The 21,618-nt window shown below is 67.3% G+C and carries 20 protein-coding genes and 2 pseudogenes; 16 read left to right on the top strand and 6 right to left on the bottom strand.

Features of this window, described 5'->3' with window-relative positions:
- Positions 1 to 539: 539 nt before the first annotated feature.
- The 3 genes from MLGJGCBP_RS38030 (at position 540) to MLGJGCBP_RS38020 (ending at position 1,927) form a co-directional block, all read left to right on the top strand.
- The gene (locus MLGJGCBP_RS38030) at positions 540 to 1,088 is read left to right on the top strand and encodes a universal stress protein (RefSeq protein ID WP_007297260.1); all 549 of its coding nucleotides are present in this window, start codon (positions 540 to 542) and stop codon (positions 1,086 to 1,088) included.
- Between the two features lie 121 nt (positions 1,089 to 1,209).
- Positions 1,210 to 1,386 carry a hypothetical protein gene (locus tag MLGJGCBP_RS38025; RefSeq protein ID WP_160102352.1) on the top strand — a complete coding sequence of 59 codons (177 nt, stop codon included), beginning with the start codon at positions 1,210 to 1,212 and terminating at the stop codon, positions 1,384 to 1,386.
- A 352-nt stretch (positions 1,387 to 1,738) separates the two neighbouring features.
- Positions 1,739 to 1,927: a hypothetical protein gene (locus tag MLGJGCBP_RS38020; protein WP_236581602.1), complete on the top strand. Its 189-nt coding sequence runs from the start codon at positions 1,739 to 1,741 to the stop codon at positions 1,925 to 1,927.
- A 198-nt stretch (positions 1,928 to 2,125) separates the two neighbouring features.
- Here the strand turns inward: MLGJGCBP_RS38020 and MLGJGCBP_RS38015 are convergent, their stop codons facing one another.
- Complete coding sequence (locus MLGJGCBP_RS38015; RefSeq protein ID WP_007297258.1) at positions 2,126 to 2,464, bottom strand: hypothetical protein; 339 nt, start codon at positions 2,462 to 2,464, stop codon at positions 2,126 to 2,128.
- Positions 2,465 to 2,850: 386 nt separating this feature from the next.
- Here MLGJGCBP_RS38015 and MLGJGCBP_RS38010 point away from each other — a divergent pair, with 386 nt between their 5' ends.
- From MLGJGCBP_RS38010 to MLGJGCBP_RS50820, 3 genes are all read left to right on the top strand, one after another.
- Positions 2,851 to 4,248, top strand: coding sequence for an NAD-dependent malic enzyme (locus MLGJGCBP_RS38010; protein ID WP_007297257.1), 1,398 nt, complete (start codon positions 2,851 to 2,853; stop codon positions 4,246 to 4,248).
- 193 nt (positions 4,249 to 4,441) lie between these two features.
- Positions 4,442 to 5,326: an MgtC/SapB family protein gene (locus MLGJGCBP_RS38005; RefSeq protein WP_007297256.1), complete on the top strand. Its 885-nt coding sequence runs from the start codon at positions 4,442 to 4,444 to the stop codon at positions 5,324 to 5,326.
- A gap of 129 nt (positions 5,327 to 5,455) precedes the next feature.
- Positions 5,456 to 5,653, top strand: coding sequence for a hypothetical protein (locus tag MLGJGCBP_RS50820; protein WP_007297255.1), 198 nt, complete (start codon positions 5,456 to 5,458; stop codon positions 5,651 to 5,653).
- A gap of 57 nt (positions 5,654 to 5,710) precedes the next feature.
- Here the strand turns inward: MLGJGCBP_RS50820 and MLGJGCBP_RS38000 are convergent.
- A pseudogene (locus MLGJGCBP_RS38000) lies at positions 5,711 to 6,900 on the bottom strand (IS110 family transposase); the annotation flags it as partial.
- Positions 6,901 to 7,262: 362 nt separating this feature from the next.
- Here MLGJGCBP_RS38000 and MLGJGCBP_RS37995 point away from each other — a divergent pair.
- On the top strand, positions 7,263 to 7,550 hold the full coding sequence (locus MLGJGCBP_RS37995) for a hypothetical protein (RefSeq protein WP_007297254.1): 288 nt from the start codon (positions 7,263 to 7,265) through the stop codon (positions 7,548 to 7,550).
- A 359-nt stretch (positions 7,551 to 7,909) separates the two neighbouring features.
- Here the strand turns inward: MLGJGCBP_RS37995 and MLGJGCBP_RS37990 are convergent, their stop codons facing one another.
- Together MLGJGCBP_RS37990 and MLGJGCBP_RS37985 are read right to left on the bottom strand one after the other, a co-directional pair.
- Entirely contained in the window at positions 7,910 to 8,092 is a 183-nt protein-coding gene (locus tag MLGJGCBP_RS37990) for a hypothetical protein (protein ID WP_007297253.1), read from the bottom strand.
- 428 nt (positions 8,093 to 8,520) lie between these two features.
- Positions 8,521 to 8,829, bottom strand: coding sequence for a hypothetical protein (locus tag MLGJGCBP_RS37985; RefSeq protein ID WP_039951199.1), 309 nt, complete (start codon positions 8,827 to 8,829; stop codon positions 8,521 to 8,523).
- Between the two features lie 962 nt (positions 8,830 to 9,791).
- Between MLGJGCBP_RS37985 and MLGJGCBP_RS37980 the strand changes: the two genes are divergently transcribed.
- The 5 genes and pseudogenes from MLGJGCBP_RS37980 to MLGJGCBP_RS37960 form a co-directional block, all read left to right on the top strand.
- Entirely contained in the window at positions 9,792 to 9,998 is a 207-nt protein-coding gene (locus MLGJGCBP_RS37980; protein WP_007297251.1) for a hypothetical protein, read from the top strand.
- Between the two features lie 1,112 nt (positions 9,999 to 11,110).
- Positions 11,111 to 11,350: a WhiB family transcriptional regulator gene (locus MLGJGCBP_RS37975; RefSeq protein ID WP_007297249.1), complete on the top strand. Its 240-nt coding sequence runs from the start codon at positions 11,111 to 11,113 to the stop codon at positions 11,348 to 11,350.
- Complete coding sequence (locus MLGJGCBP_RS37970) at positions 11,351 to 11,920, top strand: hypothetical protein (RefSeq protein ID WP_007297248.1); 570 nt, start codon at positions 11,351 to 11,353, stop codon at positions 11,918 to 11,920. It abuts the gene before it with no gap.
- Between the two features lie 1,212 nt (positions 11,921 to 13,132).
- On the top strand, positions 13,133 to 13,621 hold the full coding sequence (locus MLGJGCBP_RS37965; protein ID WP_236581601.1) for a diiron oxygenase: 489 nt from the start codon (positions 13,133 to 13,135) through the stop codon (positions 13,619 to 13,621).
- Positions 13,564 to 14,696 (top strand): annotated as a pseudogene (locus MLGJGCBP_RS37960) (FAD-dependent oxidoreductase); the annotation flags it as partial. The gene MLGJGCBP_RS37965 and the pseudogene MLGJGCBP_RS37960, both read left to right, overlap by 58 nt.
- Positions 14,697 to 15,150: 454 nt before the next feature.
- Here MLGJGCBP_RS37960 and MLGJGCBP_RS37955 read toward each other — a convergent pair.
- Positions 15,151 to 15,399 (bottom strand): hypothetical protein, encoded by a 249-nt coding sequence (locus tag MLGJGCBP_RS37955; protein ID WP_039951188.1) that lies wholly within the window; start codon positions 15,397 to 15,399, stop codon positions 15,151 to 15,153.
- A 71-nt stretch (positions 15,400 to 15,470) separates the two neighbouring features.
- Positions 15,471 to 15,830: a hypothetical protein gene (locus MLGJGCBP_RS37950; RefSeq protein ID WP_007297243.1), complete on the bottom strand. Its 360-nt coding sequence runs from the start codon at positions 15,828 to 15,830 to the stop codon at positions 15,471 to 15,473.
- Positions 15,831 to 15,947: 117 nt separating this feature from the next.
- On the opposite strand from MLGJGCBP_RS37950, the gene MLGJGCBP_RS37945 reads away from it, so the two are divergent.
- The 4 genes from MLGJGCBP_RS37945 to MLGJGCBP_RS37930 all read left to right on the top strand — a co-directional run bounded on the left by MLGJGCBP_RS37945 (position 15,948) and on the right by MLGJGCBP_RS37930 (position 21,295).
- Positions 15,948 to 16,973 carry an esterase/lipase family protein gene (locus tag MLGJGCBP_RS37945; RefSeq protein ID WP_039951187.1) on the top strand — a complete coding sequence of 342 codons (1,026 nt, stop codon included), beginning with the start codon at positions 15,948 to 15,950 and terminating at the stop codon, positions 16,971 to 16,973.
- Positions 16,974 to 17,201: 228 nt separating this feature from the next.
- On the top strand, positions 17,202 to 18,368 hold the full coding sequence (locus MLGJGCBP_RS37940; protein ID WP_007297241.1) for an alpha/beta fold hydrolase: 1,167 nt from the start codon (positions 17,202 to 17,204) through the stop codon (positions 18,366 to 18,368).
- Positions 18,369 to 18,626: 258 nt separating this feature from the next.
- Positions 18,627 to 19,487 carry an IS5 family transposase gene (locus MLGJGCBP_RS37935; protein ID WP_236581600.1) on the top strand — a complete coding sequence of 287 codons (861 nt, stop codon included), beginning with the start codon at positions 18,627 to 18,629 and terminating at the stop codon, positions 19,485 to 19,487.
- A 566-nt stretch (positions 19,488 to 20,053) separates the two neighbouring features.
- Positions 20,054 to 21,295, top strand: a complete 1,242-nt coding sequence (locus tag MLGJGCBP_RS37930) for a UPF0158 family protein (RefSeq protein ID WP_160102350.1) — start codon at positions 20,054 to 20,056, stop codon at positions 21,293 to 21,295.
- Positions 21,296 to 21,618 lie beyond the last annotated feature (323 nt).

The raw sequence follows: 21,618 nt of genomic DNA, 5'->3' as shown, positions 1-21,618 counted from the left end.
TGGCGTCCCACCTCGACATCCCTCCTGGCTCTCCTAGAACCATTGTCCGGGGTGTCCACTCAAAGGGTGCAGCCTCAGTAGCGTGTGCGCCGTCGGTCTTGCCCGCCTGGTCGCCACACTGGCCTGCCTGGTTGCCACCACGGCCGGTATCGCTGCCGGCGCGCCTGGCGTCTCCTCGATGACATCGAAATGCCAGGCATTGCCGTTAGTGCCCCCGGATCCTCGACGCGATGATCGTTCACCGGGGTGCTCGTGGGTCCCGTGGGCGAGGGCCGCTCCTGACCGGGTGGCGCCTTGGTTGGGTTTCGTGACCGGCTCGTGTGTGCACGGGCGTTCCGCGGTGATCCCGCTGATCGTGGGTGCAGGGTGCTGTTGGGGTATACCACCTTCAGCACCATGGGAGTCGAAACCGTCCGCCGAGTGAACACCGGCGGTACCCCCGCCGGTGTTCACGAGCGCGCTGGGCGCCGCGGCAGTGAGACCATCGGTGACAGGAGCGGCCGGCCTCCCATGGCCGCCGGTTGCGAGGAGGAGAACGGATGATCAGAAAGAAGCCCCCCGACCGGGACGGCGTGCGGGACTGGCGGAAACCGGTGAGGGTGGACGGGCCCGCGGGCGCAACCGAGCCGGTGTGCCATCTGGTGATGGGGTTCGACCGGTATCCCGCCAGCCATCAGGCGCTGTCCTTCGCCGTGGGCCTCGCGGTCCCGCTCCACGCGTATCTGCATTTCGCCCACGTCGTCGACCTCGACGATTTTCCGGTCGAACCGGACCGCGACGATTGGGAACGGCGCATCGTCGAGACGGTCGAGCGGGAACGGAAGGAGGCGTGCACCATGCTCGCAGCACTACCCGGGAACTGGAGCTACTACTCCCACGAGGGCAACCCGGCGCACCTGTTGGCGTCGATCGCCGACGCCAATGACGCCCTGATGATCATCATCGGCAGTTCGCGGGGAGGGCTGGTGTCCGTCCTTGAGCGGGCGTTGGGGGAGTCGGTGTCCTCGCATCTGATCCACCACGGCCGCCGTCCGGTTGTCCTGGTCCCCGAACACATCGGCGCCGCGCCACCGGCGGCCGGGCGCTGAATGAGATGCCCCAGCGAGGTCCGGTCACCCGCACCGACCACCGGACGCCCGCGAGTCCGCGAGTCCGCGATTCACCCAAGGGGTCAGCTGCGGGCGAGGCAGCGTACGGCGCCGCGCGGGGGTGTTCGATCTGGGGCAGGTCGACGTCCTCGGGGGCGGTGGCGGTGTTCTGGGTGGGGTTCGAGCTGATTCGGTGGTCGATCCCGGTGGCCGCGGCGGCACGTTCGGTGCTCCGCTCGCTCAGCCCCGATTTCGGGTTGTCGACGCCTTCCCACTCGAGAATCCGGAGGGCGAGTGAGTGCCACTGCAGATCGGTGGCATGGGGCGGGTCGGCATCGGGTCCTGGCTTCTGTTGGGTCAGTGGCTCGTTGCTGCGGTTGGCGAATTCGGCGGTCTCGGCGAGCATGGGGGGTGGTTTCGGCGTCGCCGCGCGGGCGCCGCGCGGGGAGGACGCCGCGGCGGGTTTCCGGGGGACGGTTAACTCGCGGTAACCAATCACCGTCGAACGGTGGAACGTGTGGCGTCGACGGCGCGATGCGCGACCATGGGCCGATGGAGCCCCAGAAGAAGACAGCTGTATGGCCCGCGTGGTCGGTGGGCGCTCGGGTGATGACACACCATTCGCCCGATCCGACGCCCGCCACGGATCAATGGCCGCAGAAGAGCGGGGTGATCTCGAAGATCACCGCGAGATGATCGACTCTGCGAGTCGGTCGTACGGGCGTGATTGGGCGCATCCGCGCCGCTGGGCGGTACTCCTCGACGAAGGACAGCTGGTCTTCCGCGACGGTGACGAGCTCGAGGTCGAGGGAACGAGGAGTGCGGAAGTACGGAAGTAGGCAACAGCCTTGGGAAGGGTGGCCTGTCCCAGCATCGGCTGATCGTATGACTCGAGTCGCCGTTGCGGAGAGAAACGTTGCAGAGGGCAACATTGAGCGGTGCCGGGTGTGCGGCGATTCGAACCACCTTCGTTGCCGGGGGGCGGGCCCGACTCGACGAAATCGGCGTCGTTCCCCCTGCCATCTGTTTCTCGATAATCATTCCGGTGGCGGTCTGGGTGTGGTCTGGTGCCGCCCAGCTGGTCTTCCGGTGGTGCGTGGTATCAGCTCGAACGCGAGACTGTCCTCGGCGTCGGGGAACCGGAACGCGAGGGCCTGCGCGTCGAACAGGGCGAACCATTGCTTCCAGGAAATGTGCTCGAGACCGGACCCCGGGCGCAGACCGGCGAAGTCGACGCGCAGCGTAGTCGTCGCCGACGCGGGGCGGGCCGGGAGCCGGGTGGTCGTTGCGGGCGCCCCGTGATGGTGCTGGATCCAACAGCGGATTCGTTCGTGATCGGTGGTGGGCGCGACCGGTGGATTCTTGTGTGCCGTCATGACCGCTCCTGCTCCTTCCGGTTGGTCACTCGCGGTGTTGCGGCTTGGCAGCGGCGGTGTTCTCGATATGTTTGCGCCGGGTGGCTGGTCGCCGGTGGGTGTCTTTCATCCTGCTCCGCGGGCCCGGCGACGCGGGGGCGTTCCCCGCCCGGAGTCTGCCGAACTTGCGAGGTTGGTGGATGCAAGTCGGGTTTCGCGCGGTGCCTACTTGCCGCCGCTCGGGCGTTCCGTGGAACGATCCCCGCCGAACGGGGCGATGGGTGTCCTCTTGTCCGGATCGGTGCTGGCCGCGCAGACTGAAGGTGCTGCGGATGCCGTCGGTGCGTGCCGATCGGGTCACGCCGCCTGTTGGCACCTGCTGCTCGTCACTCGATGAGGAGCTTCACATGCCCAGTCCCAGTCCCGGTTATTCGATCACCGTCCGCGTCCATGCACCGGTCGGCGCTGGCACCACGTCGACGTTGGCGGCGGCGATCGCATCGGTGAAAGGTGCCATGACGGCGCTCGATGTCGTCGAGAGCCATCCCGACCACATGGTCATCGACCTCACCTGCGACGCCTCGGACGTCGCGCACGCCGACCAGATCTCTACCGCGATCGCCGAGGTTCCCGGGGTGATCGTCGGCAAGGTCAGCGACCGCACCTTCCTTCTGCATTTGGGCGGCAAGCTCGAGGTGGTCCCCACGGTTCCGCTCACGCACCGCGATGACCTCTCCCGCGCCTACACCCCCGGCGTCGCCCGGGTGTGTACCGCCATCGCTGAACACCCCGAGGACGTGCGCCGCCTGACGATCAAACGCAACACCGTCGCCGTGGTCACCGACGGCTCCGCGGTCCTGGGTCTGGGCAACATCGGTGCCGCGGCGTCGATCCCGGTGATGGAGGGCAAGGCGGCACTGTTCAAACGGTTCGGCGGTGTCGACGCCTGGCCGGTCTGCCTGGACACCCAGGACCCGGATGGCATCGTCGAGATCGTCCGGGCCCTGGCGCCGGTGTACGGCGGGATCAACCTTGAAGATATTTCCGCCCCTCGGTGTTTCGAGATCGAGGCTCGGCTCCGCGGTATCCTCGATATTCCGGTGTTCCACGACGACCAGCACGGGACCGCGATCGTGGTCTTGGCCGCCCTGACCAACGCGCTGCGCGTGGTCGGCAAGTCGCTCGGCCGGGCTCGGATCGTGGTGTCCGGCGTCGGCGCCGCCGGGCACGCTGTCATCCGGTTGCTCGTCGCCCAAGGTGCGACGAACGTCATCGGCTGCGGGCGTCGGGGGATCGTGTCCCCGGACGACACCGCCGACGAGTTTCGTACCTGGATCGTCGAGCACACCAATCCGGAGGGTCGGACGGGATCTCTGCGGGACGCGTTGGTCGGGGCGGACGTGTTCATCGGGGTCTCGGCGCCGAACATTGTCACGGGCGATGACATCGCGGCGATGGCCGACGAGTCGATCGTGTTCGCGCTGGCCAATCCGGTCCCGGAGGTCGATCCGGTTGCCGCCGGCGAACATGCCACCGTGGTGGCCACGGGGCGGTCGGATTTCCCCAATCAGATCAACAACGTCCTCGCCTTCCCGGGGGTGTTCCGTGGTCTGCTCGACGCGCACGCGGTCGACATCACCGACGAGATGTTGATCGCCGCGGCCGGGGCGATCGCCGACAGGGTGTCGCCGTCCGAGCTCAATGCCACGTACATCGTGCCGAGCGTCTTCGACGCCACCGTCGCGCCGGCGGTCGCGGCGGCGGTGCGTCAGGTGGCCGCGCGGGGGCGACGGCCCGGGACGTGAGCACAGTCGGTCATGTCTTGGGTCCGTAGACCGGGTCGGGCTGGCGGGCGTTCGGCGTGATCGTGGCGCGAAGAACGAGCCCGAGGTCAGCTCCCGCCGGCACTGAGGCGAGGGTCCCGCGGCACGGTGCATCACCGAAAGTTCCATCTCATGATCCGCTCGTGATCCGAACGGTGCTCACGGGGAGGGAAGGGTGAGCGACGGTGAAATCGGTGAGGGCACCGTGGATGTGACCGAGTTGCACCTGTTCGGATATGCCACCGCCGTGTTGATCGGTCTCGGTGTCGGTATCGAACGCGAACACAACGTCGGGGCCGAGGCGGTGGGAGTGGGGTCGGGACCCGTCGAACCGCCGGGCGCCCGGACGTTCCCGCTCATTGCGCTGGCCGGGGCGATCGCCGCGCACCTGGGCGGCATCGTCGTGGCGATCGGATTCATCGGGGTGTCTTCGCTGCTTGTGGCGTGGTATTGGGTGCGCGCTCATACCGAACCGAATCCGGACGTGGGCACCACCACGTCGGTGGCGGCGCTGACCACCTTTCTGCTCGGCGCCCTGGCCTGGCACGAGGCTTCCCTTGCCGTGGCGCTCGGGGTGGTCGTGCTTGTCCTGCTCGCCGTCAAGTATCCCGTCCACGAGTTCGCGCACCGGATGATCGACGAGCGGGACATCACCGACTTCTGTGTCCTGCTCGCCATCGCGTTCCTGGTGTTGCCGCTGCTGCCGGACCGGGATCTCGGTCCGTTCGGGGCGTTGAATCCGTCCACCATCGGAACGATTGTGCTGCTGTTGAGCCTGATCGGGTGGGCGGGATATGTGGCGACGCGCCTGCTCGGTCCGCGGTGGGGTCTGCGGGGTGGTGGGGTTCGGCGGCGGATTCGTGTCGTCCACCGCGACCACCGCCGTGGTGGCGCGGATCGCCCGCAAGCACCCGGGGGCCCGCGACACCCTGCCCGCCGTGCTGATTGGCGGCCAGTGTGGCCGCCGCCGCGGCGGTCGGAACCAATCTCGTCGTCAAGCTCGTCCTCGCCGCGATCGTGGGTTCGCCCGCATTCGCGTTCCGCCTCGCCGCGTGGCTGATTCCGCCGGTCGCCGTCGCCGTCGCCGCGATCTGGATCCTCGCCTAGTGATTCACAGGAGTGCAGTGGACCGCCGGACGCTGTGGCTGCCACCCTGGACGGCGCTCTCCGATGCGGTGACAATCACAGAATGAGGAACGTGCCGGTCGGTCTGTTCGTGGTTGGGCTGGTCTGTGCGTTGGCGGCGCTGTTCTTGATGGGGAGCGTAGACAGCGGGCCGGTCATCGGCCTTGTGGTGATCGCGGTGGCGTGCGTGTTCGCCAGTGCGGCGGCGGGTTTCGTGCGGGTGTCGCGGTCCCGAAATATGCAGTGGGAGGCGCGGCCCTGACCGGAACACGGTGCAAGGCAACCGGGGGGTGTCCCTATGGTTTTCGTCAAGCGGCTGCGGTGACTGGGGTTGGTAGTGGGTCTTGTTCTTGAGCATGGCGTAGAGGACGTCGCATCGGCGTCGGGCGAGGCAGATCAGGGCGGCGTTGTGCTTCTTTCCCTCGGCGCGTTTGCGGTCGTAGTAGCCGCGGCTGGTCGGGTCGCCCAGGGCTGCGAACGCGGACAGGAACAGGGCACGTCCCAAGCTTGCGGTTGCCTGACCGGGCGGGGTGTTCACCGCGGATGGAGGAGCCGGATCGGTGGGTGACCGGGGCAATGCCCGCGTACGCGGCGAGGTGTCCGGCGGACTTGAACGCGGATCCGTCGCCGACCTCGAGCAGGATCCGTGCTGCCGCCGAAGACACCGATGCCGGGCATCGAGGTCAGGACGCGGGAAAGAGGGTGGTCATCGAGCATCCTTACGGGCGTCTTCGCCGATCGTTTTCCGTTGCAGAAGGACTTCTTTCAGGGAGTCTGCGAGCTTCGGCAGGACGATCTCGGCGGCCTTGCTGCCGGGCACCGTCACCGATTGAGTTTCCAGTGCGGTGAGGATCTCGGTGGCGAGGCGGGCTCCCATACGGGGTGCGTGCTTGACCGCGAGCGTGGTGAGTTTGCGTTTGCCGGCCTGTCGGATTCCGGCGGGTCCGCCACAGCGCGTGAGGATCTCGAGGACTGCGGGGTGGGTAACGCGGGGACCGAGGACCCGTTCGAGGGCTGGGTGGATGGAAGTGAGCAGTCCGCGGATCCGGCCCAATGATGCGGGTGGCTTCGCCGGCGAGGTCGTCGTCGAAGCCGACGAGGACCTCGAGTTCGGCCAGCGCCTCGTCTCCGGCGAAAGACGCGGCGCAGGGTGTGGGGCATGGTCCTTGCGGCGAAAGGCGATGATGAATGCGTCGCGGGCGTCGGTTTTCGCCTGCCCGGGGTACAGGTCGGCGATGCGGCGCATCGACCAATCCCGGCAGGTAGGCAACGTCGTGTCCGCAGGCGCGGGCGACGGTGACCGGCAGGGCGCCGATCGTGCCCAAGTTGATCGACGATCACCAGGACCGGTCTGTGCGCGGCCAAGCCGTCGAACACCGCACGCAGCTTCGTCTCGTCGTTCGGCAGTGCCTTGTCATAGAGGCGGCCGCCGGAGGGATCCAGCCCGACGGCGTGGTGTTCGCCTTTTCCCACGTCGATGCCGCAAAACACGGCGTAACTCGTGTCCATTCAGCAGTCCTTCGTCCGGCCAGTCCGGTCGCCGATCCAGCATCGATACCCGACACCCACGTTACGAGGAGACCTACCGCAGTTTCCGGTGGCCCTGTCCCTATCAGCGGTCCATCGACGCCACCAGGTTCGGCGACACCACCCCCCGGATCATTCGAGAGACAGGGGCAAGAAGTCATACCGAACATGGCGACCGCAGTCCCGCGGAACGGGACCACGAAGACGGTAACGGGCATGCGTGCCGGTCCGGACTCGAGGCATCTGCGTGTCGTAGCTACAACCTGTGTGCCGGTCAGAGGGTGCGGCGGCCCCGGTAGCGGGTTCCGTCGCCGGCCGGATCCGATTCACCTCGAGAGCGCAGGTTGAGTCACCAGCCCGGCAGTCCACCCACCACCGACGCCGGGACCCGGCTCCGCGAGCAACGCGGCCGGCTGACCGTCACCGCACTCGGTTCCCTGCGCCACATCCTCGACGACGTCGGGATCGATACGGTGCAGTGCTTCGGCACCATCGCCGAGGCGTTAACCGCCGCCCTCACCAGGTCCGCTCCCGTGGTGGAGATGGTGCCCCCGCTGCCGAGGCGCGACCGGACGACCCCACCCTGCCGCCGACCGGTCAGTGCACGCCGCCCCACCCAATCCATCGGATGACCGCAGGAACCCGGTGGGTGGGTGGGGCGGGCACGCACGCCGCGTGCCATCACCGATCGGCGTCGATTCCGCGAACCACCACCAGTCACCGGCGAGGCGCTGTTCGCCTTCCCCGAGCCGTACCACCCCGCTGTAGTTGATGACGCATTGCGGAACGGCATCCCGGGTCCGGGGGCATAGCGTCGGGAAGTGGATCCGGTGTGCATTCCGGTCCGGCCCGGATACGGCGTCGGTAAGGCCCTCGGGGGCTGTATCCGGACACCGGGGGTGTGGGTCACCGCGGCGCCGCCGCCAGCTTTCCTCATGGTCCACCACGCGCAGCCGGGACCGTACCAGTATCCGGTGCACCCTGGAGACCGTCAGACCGCCGGCGGCGGCGCCAATGCCCACATCTCGCAGCCGGCGGAGATCGCCGTCACCGCCTTTTCGGTGCTCCGTACGCGGGTCGTCGAGCTCACCGTCCGACCCACCTGCACGGTGACCGTGTCCTCCCCGCCCCCGCCCGCGTCCGCGGTTCCGCCGGAACTCTCCCGGGTGCTCACGCCCCTCCACCGCACCCAGAACGACACACCCGTGGCGGTGATCCGTACTGCCTCACTTCCGTTCCGGTGCCGACGTCGTCGAGCAGGACCGCGGGAACCGGCCGCGGCGGGGCCGGCCCCACGGGTTGGTCGGTGGACGGTGCGCAGGCTGTGGCCACGAAAGCGAACAGCAGGGACTGCGAGGATAGGACATCGTCATGGCGTGCTCGCGGTCGAACTGCTCCGCAAGCAGGGTTAGCGCCGAGGCGAGCGCATGTGGGGTCGGCTGGGCCGTTGGTGCGCCGGACCGGTATGAGGAGTGAACCGGTCGGGTAGGGGTATCCGATGGGTGTGCTGCCGCGAGACCTCGGACGGCAGATCCGCGCGACAGCCCGGACCCTCCGGTCGTCTGACCCCTTCGGCCGGAGGGCCCCATCTGGACCTGGACTTCATTCGGAGGTGAGTGTCCAGTCGCGGCGTTCGGTGAGGGCGCGGTGGAGATGCCGTGTCCAGCGGCGCCCTTCGCTACTGCGGGGGTGGGTGATCGTGATTCGCCTGGTCCGCCTTTCGGGTAGCCCGCGGTCGTTGATCGCCAGCCCGATGACCACCCGAAGATCGGGGTCGGGTGTTCCGGTGACCACGATGCGTCCGGGTTCGCCGCCCATCTCCATCCGGGCGCCGAGCACCGCCGCGACCACTTCGGCCACCTCGAGCACGGACTGCGCCCCGACCACGTCGATGTAGTCGACTTCGGTCATCTCGGTCCTCCATTCCGTGCCGACGGGGCCGTCGGTCGCCGGCCCTGTGGACCGAATCACATCACGCACGTCGGTCGACGGTTTGGGTGGTACCGGCGGCCCGTACATCGGCAGGCAGGAATGCGTTGCCGTCGCCGGCCACACCGGTACCGGTTGGGTGCACGCCCCGCGCCGCTGCCGCGTGCGAACGGTTGCACGGTGTGGTGCGCTCACGCCTCGTGCGCCCCGCGGTGGGGCGACGCCGACGCCCCGCCCGTGAGGCTCTTCGAGCTTGTCGGTCACCGTCTGGGTGGGCGGCCGCGGGTTGCGACGGATACGGCCCCGCGGGCACACGGATCTTGATCGATGAGTGCTCGGACGCGGTTCGCTGCGCTGGGGTGGGGTCGGGTGCCCCGAGTCGGCGCAGCCGGTGGACTGCGGTGGAGGCGGTGTCGGCAGCGACCCCCTCGAGATACCGACATGCCCGACCAGTTCGGCGACGAATCGACCCACGAGGAGTGGCCATGGGCCCTGCGCATCACCAATTCACGGGAGCTCGTGGCGTTGCTGGAAGCGGTCGATCCATCGGACCGCGGTCTCCCCCGGTTCATCGGTGCGCATCTCCTGCCGGCGCTGGCTGGGTGGCCCGCTTCCAGTGTCCGCGTCACATCGGCGACCGGACCCTGGGCAGGTTCGTCGGCGAGACAATCGACTGCTGGGAACCCATCACACCACGCCGCGGGAGTAGTTCCTGTCCGCTGGCGCTCCGTGCTCGCACCGATGCGAGTGGGTAAGCCTGGGACTGTGAAGGCCTGCCGCCGTATTGTGGTCAGGGCCGCTCGCTCCCAAACTCGGGCGGCCTTGACCCCGTCGGCCGGTACACATTGCGACTCGCGATTGGCCGGCGGGGCAGGGGGCGGTCGGCGGTAGGTGGTGCCGCTTCCGGTCCGTGCGTTGGGTGCGCCGACGGTAGCATCATCGCCATGACCGTGGACCTCGAACAGCGCTGGCGACTTCTGACCGCAGAGCAACAGGACCGACTGCGTGCCGACCCCGACGGGCCGGTGCCACGTGAGCTCATCCCGCGTCTCGAGCAGTTGGGCCTGCTGCCGCTCGAGTCCCCGACCGGTGAGGAGAGCCGCAGACTGCCGCCGCAGGTCGCACGATTCATCGCAGACACCGCACGATGACATCCGCAGGAGGACCCTCGTGCTCGGCACCGAGGCAGTGCCACCACCGCACGCAATCGTCGATCGTCGTCGGCCACAAATAGGCCGCCGAGCGATGGTGCAGCGGTACTCCGCTCACCGGCGAAATGCACTTCCACTACTCGACGAAAGAAGAACTGGCCCGGTCCATTGTGACAAACAGCACGACTCGACGATCGCTGTGGTCGGGGCCGTGCGGGCCGAACCGGTGGGCGCGGTCGAGCAGATGGTGGTGCGCTGCCACGGATACCCGGCTGATTGTGGGTAGCCGTTTGGTGCGGGCCGGGATCCGGATCGCCCTCGTATTCATCTCCGACAGCGGCGAACCCGCGGCGCCGATCCCGGTTTGGGCGGGATCACCACCTGTCGGGAGCTGGTCCGCGACCGATCGATCAGGGAGCTCGCACGCCATTCCGGTCCGGCGCCCCTGACCCGGTTCGTGGTCTGTGTGTTCCTCGGAGTGCAGTTGCGGCATGGCAGCTTCAGACCCGCCGCACCGACCTCGAGCGGAGAGTCGACGAAATGTGGATGTTGCTGTTGCCACCGGTGATGCCCACCGGCCGACGCGGTGAGGTCGCCAGATTCCGTGGCAGTCGCACACCTGCCTCCCCAATCCACGCCCGAGCGGTGTCGAGGGCAGATGACGGCCATCGGGTTCCCACTTGCATCATGCGCGTGGTCGAGGGCAGGAGACCTCAGCAGACCGGCCCGGTTGCGGTGCATTGCTTTTCGGATATCCGGTCGCGGTAACGAGTGCGGCGGGTCGGAACCCTGCATCGTCACGTTCGCACAGTTTGATCGTCGGGTGCGAGTCGTCGCCGACCCTCTCAAATGATGAGACTGTGGAGGGCGTACTGCGCGGGAGATGGCCGATTCGTGCACAATGAGGGCGACCGGTTTGTTATGTGAAGCTGTCGGGTACCCGGGGTATCGCCCCCGGGTACCGGGGGCGACGACCAGCTGCGGGATGTGCAGGATTGATGGTCGCGGGTCCCGCTGTTCGACGAAGGGAGTTCGGTGTGCCGCCGGCATCGTTGTCGTCACCGTCGGCTGGGGCACCTCACGGGTGTGGCGTGAGTGGGCGCGGTGCCGCGATGTGGAGGCGTCGGTGTTCTTCGCTCCGGATTCCGAAACGTCTCGGTGCCCGGGCCCGCCGCGAGGCGGCGGCCCAGCAGATCTGTGAGGGGTGGCCGGTACTGGCGGAGTGCCGCGAGCACGCCCTGGCGATGGGGGAGAGTTACGGGATCTGGGGTGAGATGACCGAACGGGACCGCCGCCGGCATCTGCGCCGGCCATGCGGCACCGTGGTGAATGCTGGCGTCGAGGGGGCCTGAGTGCGGAACGTGATTCCGTTCCCCCTGCCCGGCAGCGGGAACGACCTGGATCCGGGGCTGACGTCGCGTCAGGCCCGGATGGTCGCGGTCATTGCCACCACGTTCGCGGCGACGGTGTATGGCGATGCGGATGCGTTGGCGGGTCGGGTGATCGAGTCGGCGGAGCAGGGGTCGCTGCTGGCGACACTGCCCTCGGTGACGTGGGGTCAGGACACCGGGTGGCGGCGGCAGATGTCCCGCGCGTTCGATGACCTGGCCGCCGACATCGCCACCGGCCGCGATCCGGAGCCGACCTGCCCCGCGGAGGTGGTGGCGTTGCATCTGGTGCTGGCCGCCGCGGCCGAGCACGCCGCGGCCGGTGACCTGGACATGGTGGTGGCCGATCTCCCGGTGCACTGGCGGGACGGCGACTGGAGCGGGCCGACGGATGTGTTGTGCGGAGACCGTGAAGTGCCGACCCCGCCCGACGGTGCCCCGACCGCCGACGGTGTGGTGGTGGATCCGGCCGCCTGGTTCGTGCCGTTCGATGCGCACCGGTCTCGTGACCCCGATCGCGGACACCGGTTCTGACACCCCGCCCAGCTGTTCCTCGCCACTTCTGGGCGCGCATGGCCGGCCAATTTGTCCGTGCTGCACGTTGATCGACGGCAGACGGAATCCCCTTACCGGCATCGTGCCGGCCGCACCCTCGCTCTGGGGAGGTGCGGCTGGCAACGGGGTTGCGTCCATGACGATGGTGCACGGACCGGATGCCCGATCTGACCGAGAGATGCAGCAGATAAGGGCGGCCATCGTGATAGCGCATCCGCAATCGGATTGCGGGTGGTCCGTCGTCCGCTTGCGCATCAGCGCCGTGATGGCCGCTGGGAGGAGTTGGCGCCGATGCCCTCCGCCGAATCAGCTTTCGGCACAGTGGTTATCCGAGGATATCGTGATATTGATAGCGATTGCTCCGCGGTGAGCCGATTCGCCGTCTCCGGTGGCCCCGCGACAGACTGGACGGAGGTCGGCGAGCTCACGGACATCGGGTATTCGCGGGCACTGCAGAATGTCGGTTCACGGCCGAGCGATGAGTCGTCCTCGGCCGGCTCAACAACCAGGGATGTCGAATGAGGCTGGATGTTGGCGGCGTGCATGAGGGCGGGGGACGCCGGAGCGGACCCGGCTCATCCTCGGGCGTTTCATTCGGGCCGTGCAGGGGGAAGCGAGAAGGGCGGACAGTGTCGCTCGGGAAGCGTATAGCCATGTGGGGCAAGATGATTCGACCGGTACTGTGGCTCGCAGCTACACCGCGGCCGATCCGCTGGTGCGTCGTCCCGCCCGGCCACGCAAAGGCAAGTGATCGCCGCGGGTGGAGCGGCGGGAGGTGTGACCTGGCGGCTGGAGCGGCTGGTGACGGCCGCCGCGCTGTCTGCGGGTGTCGCGCCGCGGCAGGGCGCATCTGTGCGAACAGGCAATCGGCGACTGGCGAAATTGCCAAGGCGAGAACGGTCTCCGGAACGACTGCGTGTTACTTGAATTCTCATGAAAACGCCGAGGTGTTCAAGATCAATTCAATGGATGCGGCAACTCGATCGTCGAGTCGGTGGCGAGGTACGCTGCAAGTTCTGCGATTGCTGCCGCAACCGACTAACGTGCCGGGCGGAACACAGTCGAGGCAGAGCACAAGGGTGAGTTTGTGCACCCCGGATAAACACATTAGATCTCTGATCGATTCGCGATTCGCGATTCGCGATTCGCGATTCGCGATTCGATTGGAATAGGAAATAGGAGTAAGGAAGGATGACGACTTCCGGAAGGGATGCGATATTCGAGACTCTCTTGGAATCGGCCAAGCGCCTCTCATTCGATCCGCGGGACCCGCTAGTTTGCCAACCTGATTCGGACGGCGACGAATTTCACGGGATGACACCCGAGTGGTCTCCTCTCTTCGGCACTGCTACGTGGGACTCCATGGCAGAGTCGGAACGCGTCCGCCTCACCAGAAGCGAGGTCGCGCAGTTCTTGGGCGTCGGAATCTGGCTGGAGGTGGGATTGCAGGTGGCATTGCTGCGGGCCAGTCACAGTGCGGACCCCGCCCGCTCGGACGTCAAGTTCCTGTTCAACGAATGCGCCGACGAGAACCTGCATTCGTTGATGTTCGTCAACGTCATCGACAGCATCGGATCGCACTTCTATCGACGCGACCGCTCACTGGACTTTTTCGGATGGCTCCCCGGTCGCGACGGATTCGCTTCGAGCAACCGCTGGGCAGGCCGAGCGACAGGCTGAGGATCGCCGTCGTTGGATCCGGGCCGGCGGCGATGTACACCATTCGCGAACTCCTTCGGCGATCGACCTCGGTACGCATCACCGTCTTCGAACAGCACGGCGAGATCGGGGGCTACTGCACCGGGGCGTTTCCCGGGACCACGTCGGCGTTCGCGATATGATCCGGCTCTTCGACGTGCCCTTCAACGACGATCGCGTCACGATCGTGCACAACACAGAAGTCGGGGTGGATGTCTCGGTCGAAGACCTCCGAAACAGATTCGACGCCATAGTGCTCGCGTGTGGCGCTTCACAGCCCCGGAGACTCGGGCCCACGACTGTGGATCGCGGCGAGGGTATCTATGAGGCCATCGACATTCTGGTGGCCGAGAACTGTGGGGCGTACGGCTTTCGCCCGCGCGGGCCGCTGGGACCGAGATCCCTCGTGATCGGGGCGGGAAACGTCGCCTTCGATGTCATCCGATGGATGGCCAAGACACGCGACCGAGGTGCCGCGGCGCAAGCGGTGACGGAGGTGGTGGTGTTGTCGCGATCGACCCCGGATCGCGCCTCCTTCACGCCGTCGGCGTTCTATGAGCTTCTGGACCTCGAGAACGCCGAGGTGCTGATCGACCGCTACGGCCGTCCGCCGGGCGCCGGTGCAGACGCCCCGCTGCTACGTGACATTTCCGCCCTGCCCGCTGCCGATATCTGGGCGGCAGACGGCCCGACCGCCACCGACGAGGGCAGGCTGCGCATTGTTTTGTCCTTCGGACAGGAGGTGACCGATCTCGGGAAGACAGTGGCCGGCGGTGTCGCCGTCACCACGACGACCGGTCGGACCTTCCTCGCGGACTCCGCGATATGCGCCACCGGATTCACGACGAAGCAGATAGACGGCATCCCCGTGGACGAGCGGGGGGTCGTGCCCAACCGCCGAGGACGAGTGATCTCGCTCGAGACGGGCGAATCGCTCGACGGACTGTATGTGGTCGGCTGGGCGAAACGAGGCGCCTCCGGCGGCGTCGGCGACAACCGTAGCTGCGCCACGGGAACCGTGACGGAACTCGCCGCAGACCTGCACTCGCGGGTGTGACGCCCGGGTCGGCGTCCGCGGATCTCCATGCACCGCAGCGGCGTTCGCCGATGTCTGTCGCGGCTCATGGGATCCGCCCGAGTGTGGGACGGGTGGGCCCGAGTACGACAATGCCCTCACCGATTCGTTCCTCCACGGACTCGAGAGGGAATGGCTTCATGGGCGGAGCTGGTCGAAACCTGCGGGCGCGTACCGAGCTGTTTGGGTGTTCGGCATACTACAACCGGCGGTGTCGCAGGCACCCCACCCCGTCGGATACCTCTCTGTGGGGTTCGAGCGATGAAGTGAAACGGACCCCCCGAGCGATCTTGCCCCGGTCGGGGCTCTGATGCCGGTGAGCTGCCGGTAGGTGTCAGGTCAGCCCAAGGCTGAAACCCCTGTGCGGCGTGCATGAAGGTTCGAAGGACCGCACACGTGTCCCGTACCCGTTCGAGCGCACCGTCCTGTTCGGCGTTCATCGCCGTCGCGGCAACTGCTCCTGCGCGTTTCCGACCGCCGCCATGAGGTCGCGACCCAGGCGCTGATAGGTGCGCAGCCACTGTCCGTCGACCGGCTCGTCGTGGAGGTGCGCCATCAGCGTTTCGCTGTTGTTGTCCGTGTCCAACCATCGGCGCATCTCGGTGGTCCGGTCCTGTACGTCGTGCAGCAACTGCTCTGGAATGGTCGAGTTCGTCATCGGGTGCCGTCCTCCCATGCTGCTCACGTCCGGTTTTGTTGCTCATTGTGGTGGACGGGTGCGTTGGCTATCCGGCGGTTCACCGTCATGGCGAACCGTCAGGCGTACTCGCGCGAGTCGGCCTCGGCGAGCGAGTCCCAGACGATCTCGTAGCGCCTGCGGGTCATGTCGTCGGAGTCGGTGAGGAGCGCCTCGAACAGCGACCGGGGGTCGGCGTGCCACGACCGTGCCAGGGCCTCGATCTCACGCGGGGAGAAGAGGCCGGACCGGGCGGCGGCGAGAGTCCAGTCGTCGAATTCGCCCGCTCGGATCCGCTCGACGGCGTCGAGGTCGACGTGCCCGTCCCCGGGTTCGAGGGGGAAAATTGCCGCGACGACGTCACAGGGCGGGTGGCTGGCGATGTCGGCGGCGATCCTGCCTGTGTCGACGGTGTGGCGGGCCAGCTGTTCGGTGGTCATGGCGACCTGTATCTCCTCGAGTGGGCGCGGGTTCCGACTCACTCCGTGTATCGATTCGTGGGGACGCCAAAGTCGGCACGAATGTTCGGGCCGTCGAGGTAGGGCAGGAGCGGCGGGATGCGGGCACATCGACAGACGAGGCGTGCGGCCACGGCCGCGGCAGTGGGTGTGGGCTTTGCGGCGAGCATTCTTGTGGCACCGGTCGCGGCGGCGGAGGAGGTTCCGGATGTACCGGGGGTGAGTTCGGTGTGGCAGGTCCCGGACCGGATCGGGCCCGCCCAGGCCGCGCATCCCGATGCCGCCCGGTACGCGCGGCAGCACCCGGGATCGGTTCCGTCCGGTGTCAACGATTTCACCTGCACGCCGACCGCCGGGCACCCGAGGCCGGTGGTGCTGGTGCACGGCACGGACTCGAACGCGTACTCGGACTGGGCGGCTCTCGGTCCGCGGCTGGCCGGGGCGGGGTACTGCGTGTTCGCGCTGAACTACGGCGGCGAGCCCGGCGGCGAGAGCTACGGAACTGAGGACATGACGGTCAGCGCCGGCCAGCTGGCACGGTTCGTTGCCCGGGTCCGCGCCGCGACCGCGGCGTCCGAGGTCGACATCGTCGGCTACTCGCAGGGAGCGACGGTGGCCCGCTACTACGTCAACCGACTCGGTGGTGCGGCGGAGGTCGATCAGTGGGTGGGCCTGGCCTCACCCACCTATGGGGGCACCCTGTTCGGCCTCGTACCGGTCCTCGAGCAGACCCCCGGCGGCATGGCATGGGCGAGAAGGGCAATCCCCCCGGAATTGGTCCCGCCCGCATTGGAGCAGCAAGCCCAGGGCTCACCGTTCCTGCGCGACCTCAACAGCGGGGGAGACACCGTCCCGGGGACCCGGTACACGACGATCGGTTCGCGGCTCGACGAGGTGATTCAGCCGGCGACCAATATTGCGTTGCGCGACGGGTCGGCGACGAACCTGATGATCGGGGATCTCTGCCCGGTCAATCAGTCGGGGCATTTCCGGATGCCCTACGACGAGTACACCGTGCAACTGGTGATGGGTGTGCTCGATCCCGCACAGGCGGTGACACCGCCCTGCACCACGGTCCCGGCGGGCACGGGGGTGCTCGAGATGATCCTCACCGAAAACTTCTGACAGCGACGGCTCCACACGCTAACGGGTCGCGGACGCCACGGCGGCGCGGCTGGTGAGTGCCGACATGGAGGCGGAAATGCTTGCCGGGCGTTGGCTACGGGACTGTGGATGAGGTTGCCATGAACCGAACACGTAACGGAGCGCATGCCGGCTCGGATACAGTCACCGTGTCCTGACGAGAGGGCGCAGAGGGAGCAGGACGTGGTGTGGCGAGGTGTGCGGGGTTTGATGGCGGCGGTTCTCGGTGTCCTCTTCCTCGCCATTGCGGTTCCAGTGCCGGCGAGCGCGGAACCGCTGTATCCGTGGCCCGACCCGGATCCGTTCTACCTCGCGCCCGCCGATCTCGGCGCCAAGCAGCCGGGCGATGTGGTGCGTACCCGGCGGATCGACACCTGGATGTACGCCAACTCCGACGGGTGGCAGATCGCGTTCCGGTCGACGAACTCGGCGGGCACTCCCATTTTGGCGGTCACGACGGTGCTCCTTCCCGGGGGTGTGGCGAATCCGCCGTTGGTGTCGTATCAGGCGATCGTCAACTCGTTGGGAACCAAGTGCGCGCCCTCGCGGGCGTTGTTCAACCTGGAGATGCAGGAATCGCCGGGGATGTTGCTGGGGCTGCAGCGGGGGTGGGCGGTCTCGGTGCCCGATCACCTCGGTCCGACCGGTGCGTACGGTGCGGCCAAGCTCGGCGGCATGATCACCCTGGACAGTGTCCGTGCGGTGCAGCGGGTCGCCGAATTGGGGCTGGCGAACAGTCCCGTGGCCCTGGCGGGCTACTCGGGTGGGGGAATGGCCAGCGCGTGGGCGGCGGCGCTCGCGCCGACCTATGCGCCGGAGCTGAAGCTGGCGGCGGTGGTGCAGGGCGGAGTGCCGGCGGACCTCGAGCAGATGGCCGAGGGGCTGGGTTTCAGCCCGCACCCGGGATTCGGGCTGGCCTTCGCGGCGGCGATCGGTCTCGAGCGGGAGTACCCGGACCGGTTGCCGGTGTCCTCGCAACTCAATGAGACCGGTCTGTGGTTGCGGAAATGGATGAGCAACGAGTGCCGGCGGTTCCTGCTGTTCCACGGTGCGTTCCGCAACGCCGGGCAGCTGGCGGCGTCGAGGAGTCTGATGGCGAGTTCGGCGGCGCGGCAGGTGTTGCGGGAGAACAGTCTCCGGCATTTCGAGGGGGTGCCGACGGCGCCGGTGTACATGTGGCACGGCACCCTCGATGGGCTCACTCCGTTCGATTCGGTGGCGGAGGTGGCGCACCGGTACTGCGCGGGCGGTGCGAAGCTGACGTTCGTGCCGTACGACATCTCCGAGCACATGACCACCGCGGTGGTGGGTTTCCCGGAGGCGTACGAGTTCATCGCGGCACGATTCAGGGGGGAGCCCGCACCGACACGGTGCTAACCCCAGTACCGTTCAGTTATCCGCGGTAATTCGGATCTCTACGGCAGGGCTATCGTCCGCGCGATATGCGGCATATTCGGACGTGATCGAGGAGATCTCATTCAAAGTAGGGGGCTCGACGGGCCACTGCTTTTGCGGTGTCTGAGAGGGTGTTTGAGAACTCGCGATCGCGGGCGTGTGCCTCGCTGAGAATCGAAGAAATAGGGCTCCTGGTTGGGTCGGTGAGTACCAAGTCCCCGACCACACCAGGAGCCCACAATGACATCATCGCCGATTCCGCCATGCCCGTCGTGCCCGCCCCACGCGGCGGGCGGGCACGGTTGCGCGGTGTACCCGTCGTCGGTCACCGACGCAGAGTGGGCGACCCTCGAACCGCTGTTGCCCGCGCCCGGCAGCACGGCAGGCCGCGGCGGCAGACCCGAGAAGCATTGCCGCCGTCAGATAGTGGACGCCATCTTGTACATCGTGCGCGGTGGTATCGCGTGGCGGCAACTGCCGATGGAGTTCCCGCCAGCCGGGACGGTGTACGCGGTCTTCGCCCGCTGGTCCCACAGCGGCGCGTGGCAGCGCATCGTCGACGCGCTGCGCGACCGCCTGCGGGTGCGTGAGGGGCGGGACCGGTGCCCGACCGCGGCGATCATCGACTCGCAGACGGTGCCGGCCGCGGATACCGTGCCCCGATCGAGCCGCGGCTGGGATGGCGGCAAGAGAACGAACGGCGTCAAGCGACACGTTGCCGTGGATGTGAACGGACTGCTGCTCGCCGTCGTCGTCACCGCTGCCTCGATCCAGGACCGCGACGCCGCGCACCGACTCCTGACCGCACTGCGCGGCAGGTTCTCCACCATCCGGCTGGTCTGGGCCGACGGCGGTTATCCCGGACGGCTGCCCGTCTGGGCGAAAGACGTTCTCGCCCTGCCTATGCAGATCATCAAACGCATCCCCGGCGCCACCGGTTTCCACGTCCGACCCCGCGTTTGGGTGGTCGAGAGAATTTTCGCGTGGATCAACAAGCACCGCCGCTGCGTGCGAGACTACGAAACCAGAACCGACCACCACGAGGCCATGGTTCACATCGCGACGATCGCGACCATGACGAGGCGGCTCGCCCGAACCTGACGGTTTTCAAACGCACTCTGAGACTCAAGATGAACGAGCAGGTCGTCGCGTCTTGAAATGTCATCGGCCGCGAGACCCTACACCGATGTAGGGAATCAGAAATCGTGGCCAAATCTCATCAAATGTCCTGTGACAGTTGATCGTCCTTTTGTCAGTGAATCTTGCTCGTTCTCGTGTTTCTGCCAGTACAGTTTGCTCCGTTTGAGATCACTTCATCTGCGAGGGAAGCCCTGGCGGCCAGGGCGCTCTCGTCAACAGCGCAACCCACCTGGCGCGATCGGCCTCACTGCGCTCAATTGGGATGCCCGAGTAACCGACTGCTGGAAACGCCAGTTCAAGCAAAGATCCACTGGCGAAATCCTCCGGATCCCCCGGTCCAACAGCAGCGTTGACCAAGACCTTCGCCACTCAAAATTCCTCACCCCAGAACCAGGCGTCGGCTTCAAGGACGATTCGCTGGCACAGGACATCAAAGTTGGCCACTCGGTGGCCAGTTGGCCAAGGGGGTGAGACGGCATGTCTGCGGCTGCCGGACGGCGCCGCGGCCCGCATGCCATGCTCGGGGAATGGCGAGAACGTGGTTGTCGGTGACGGTGGAGCTGCTCGGCGGTCGGGGCGAAGAATTATGGCCGTGGCCCGGGCGCATCTTCGCGGTCGGACCGTCGCACACCTTCATGGACCTCGCGAATGCCGTCAACGACGCCTTCGCCCGGTGGGACCGGGCGCACCTGTCGATGTTCACCCTTGCCGATGGACGAGTGGTCACCGATGCGGAGACCGGGGCCGAGATGGTTTCGTCGATGGGTGGGCCGATCACGGAGACGGTAGACATCGAGTCGGCCAAGGTCGTTCGGACCCTGGTGCCGGGAGCGGAGTTTCAGTTCACCTTCGACCTGGGTGATGACTGGACCCACCGCTGTCTGGTCGGGAAGGAGAAGGTCGACCCCCTGGAAGTGTTGGGTATCCGCCCTGAGGCTCCGATGCCGTACTGGGGCTGGGGCTGCATCCCGGACCAGTACGGGCGGCGGTGGGATGGCGACGACGGGGACAGCCGAGCACCGCGCCGACCGAGCAAGCCGCATCCGATGCTGTTGCACGCGTGGCCGGGGCTCGAGCAGGTGCCCCCGCTCGAGGTGTCGGAGCTGCGCGAAGCCATCGCGGCAGCCGATGCCGCGCGTTTCCTCGCCGCGGTGACAGGGCGTGACGTCGACGACGCGCTGCAGCAGGTGGGGGCCGGGCTACCGATGGCGCTGGAACAGCGACGGGAGCAGGCCGAGCCGGTGGCGGTGTCGGTCATCAACCGGCTGGCCTGGCGCGGCGGCGCGGGTGACGAGGTGCTGGCCGAGGACCTGCTCGGTTGTCTGCGTGGCGAGCCGCTGACGGGGCGGGTGGTGCCGGTCGACCTCGAGATGCTCGGTAGCGAACTGGAGGGGGATCTGGGCATGTCGACCGGTGGCTACGTCGACCTGCGCACCGGAGATGTGTATGACGAGGGCAGCACCGACCCGATGATGGTCGGACAGGACGCCGCCGTCGACGTGGAGGCCGAGCCCGACCGTTGGCTCCGGTTCGACCGCACCGGGTCGCGGGACGGTTGGCACGACATGGCGGCCTTCGCCGAGCGGTGCCATGATGCGGCGCTGCGGGAGAGGCTGGAGCGGGCGATCGAAGGTAAGGGCGCGTTCGGTCGGTTCCGCGACCTCGTCCACCAGGAGAACCTCGCCGACCAGTGGTATGCCTTCTCCACCGACCGCCAACTGGGTCGTGCCCGCGAGTTCCTCGCCGGCGAGGGCATCCGCGTGGGCTGACGGTCGGCCCACGCGGAGGCCGCCTTTACATGACGCATCGGCCTTCGGGCGACATCGATGCCAGTGACTCACGGACGCTCAAACGACAGCACCCCGGAGGGGGGCCGTAGCCCTCCCAGTACTCGGTTCCGCGAATCCGGGGCCGACTTCCGCCTCTGGATTGCTGGAAAGGGACGGGGTCCCACCATGCCAGGGAGTTGGGGACAGCGGGCCACAGGAATTGGGAACCAGAAGTAAAGATCCACGGAAACCGCCTCCTGCGCTGTGTATCGCCCGCCGGAGGCGGATCGGTACAGCTACGCAAATCGGGGCACCCCGTACGA

Origin of the sequence: Rhodococcus sp. T7, assembly GCF_009872365.1 — a bacterium.
In the GTDB taxonomy this organism is placed as follows: Bacteria; Actinomycetota; Actinomycetes; order Mycobacteriales; family Mycobacteriaceae; genus Rhodococcus_F.
Note: the sequence above shows the minus strand (reverse complement) of the source record. Positions and strands in the feature narration are given on the sequence as shown.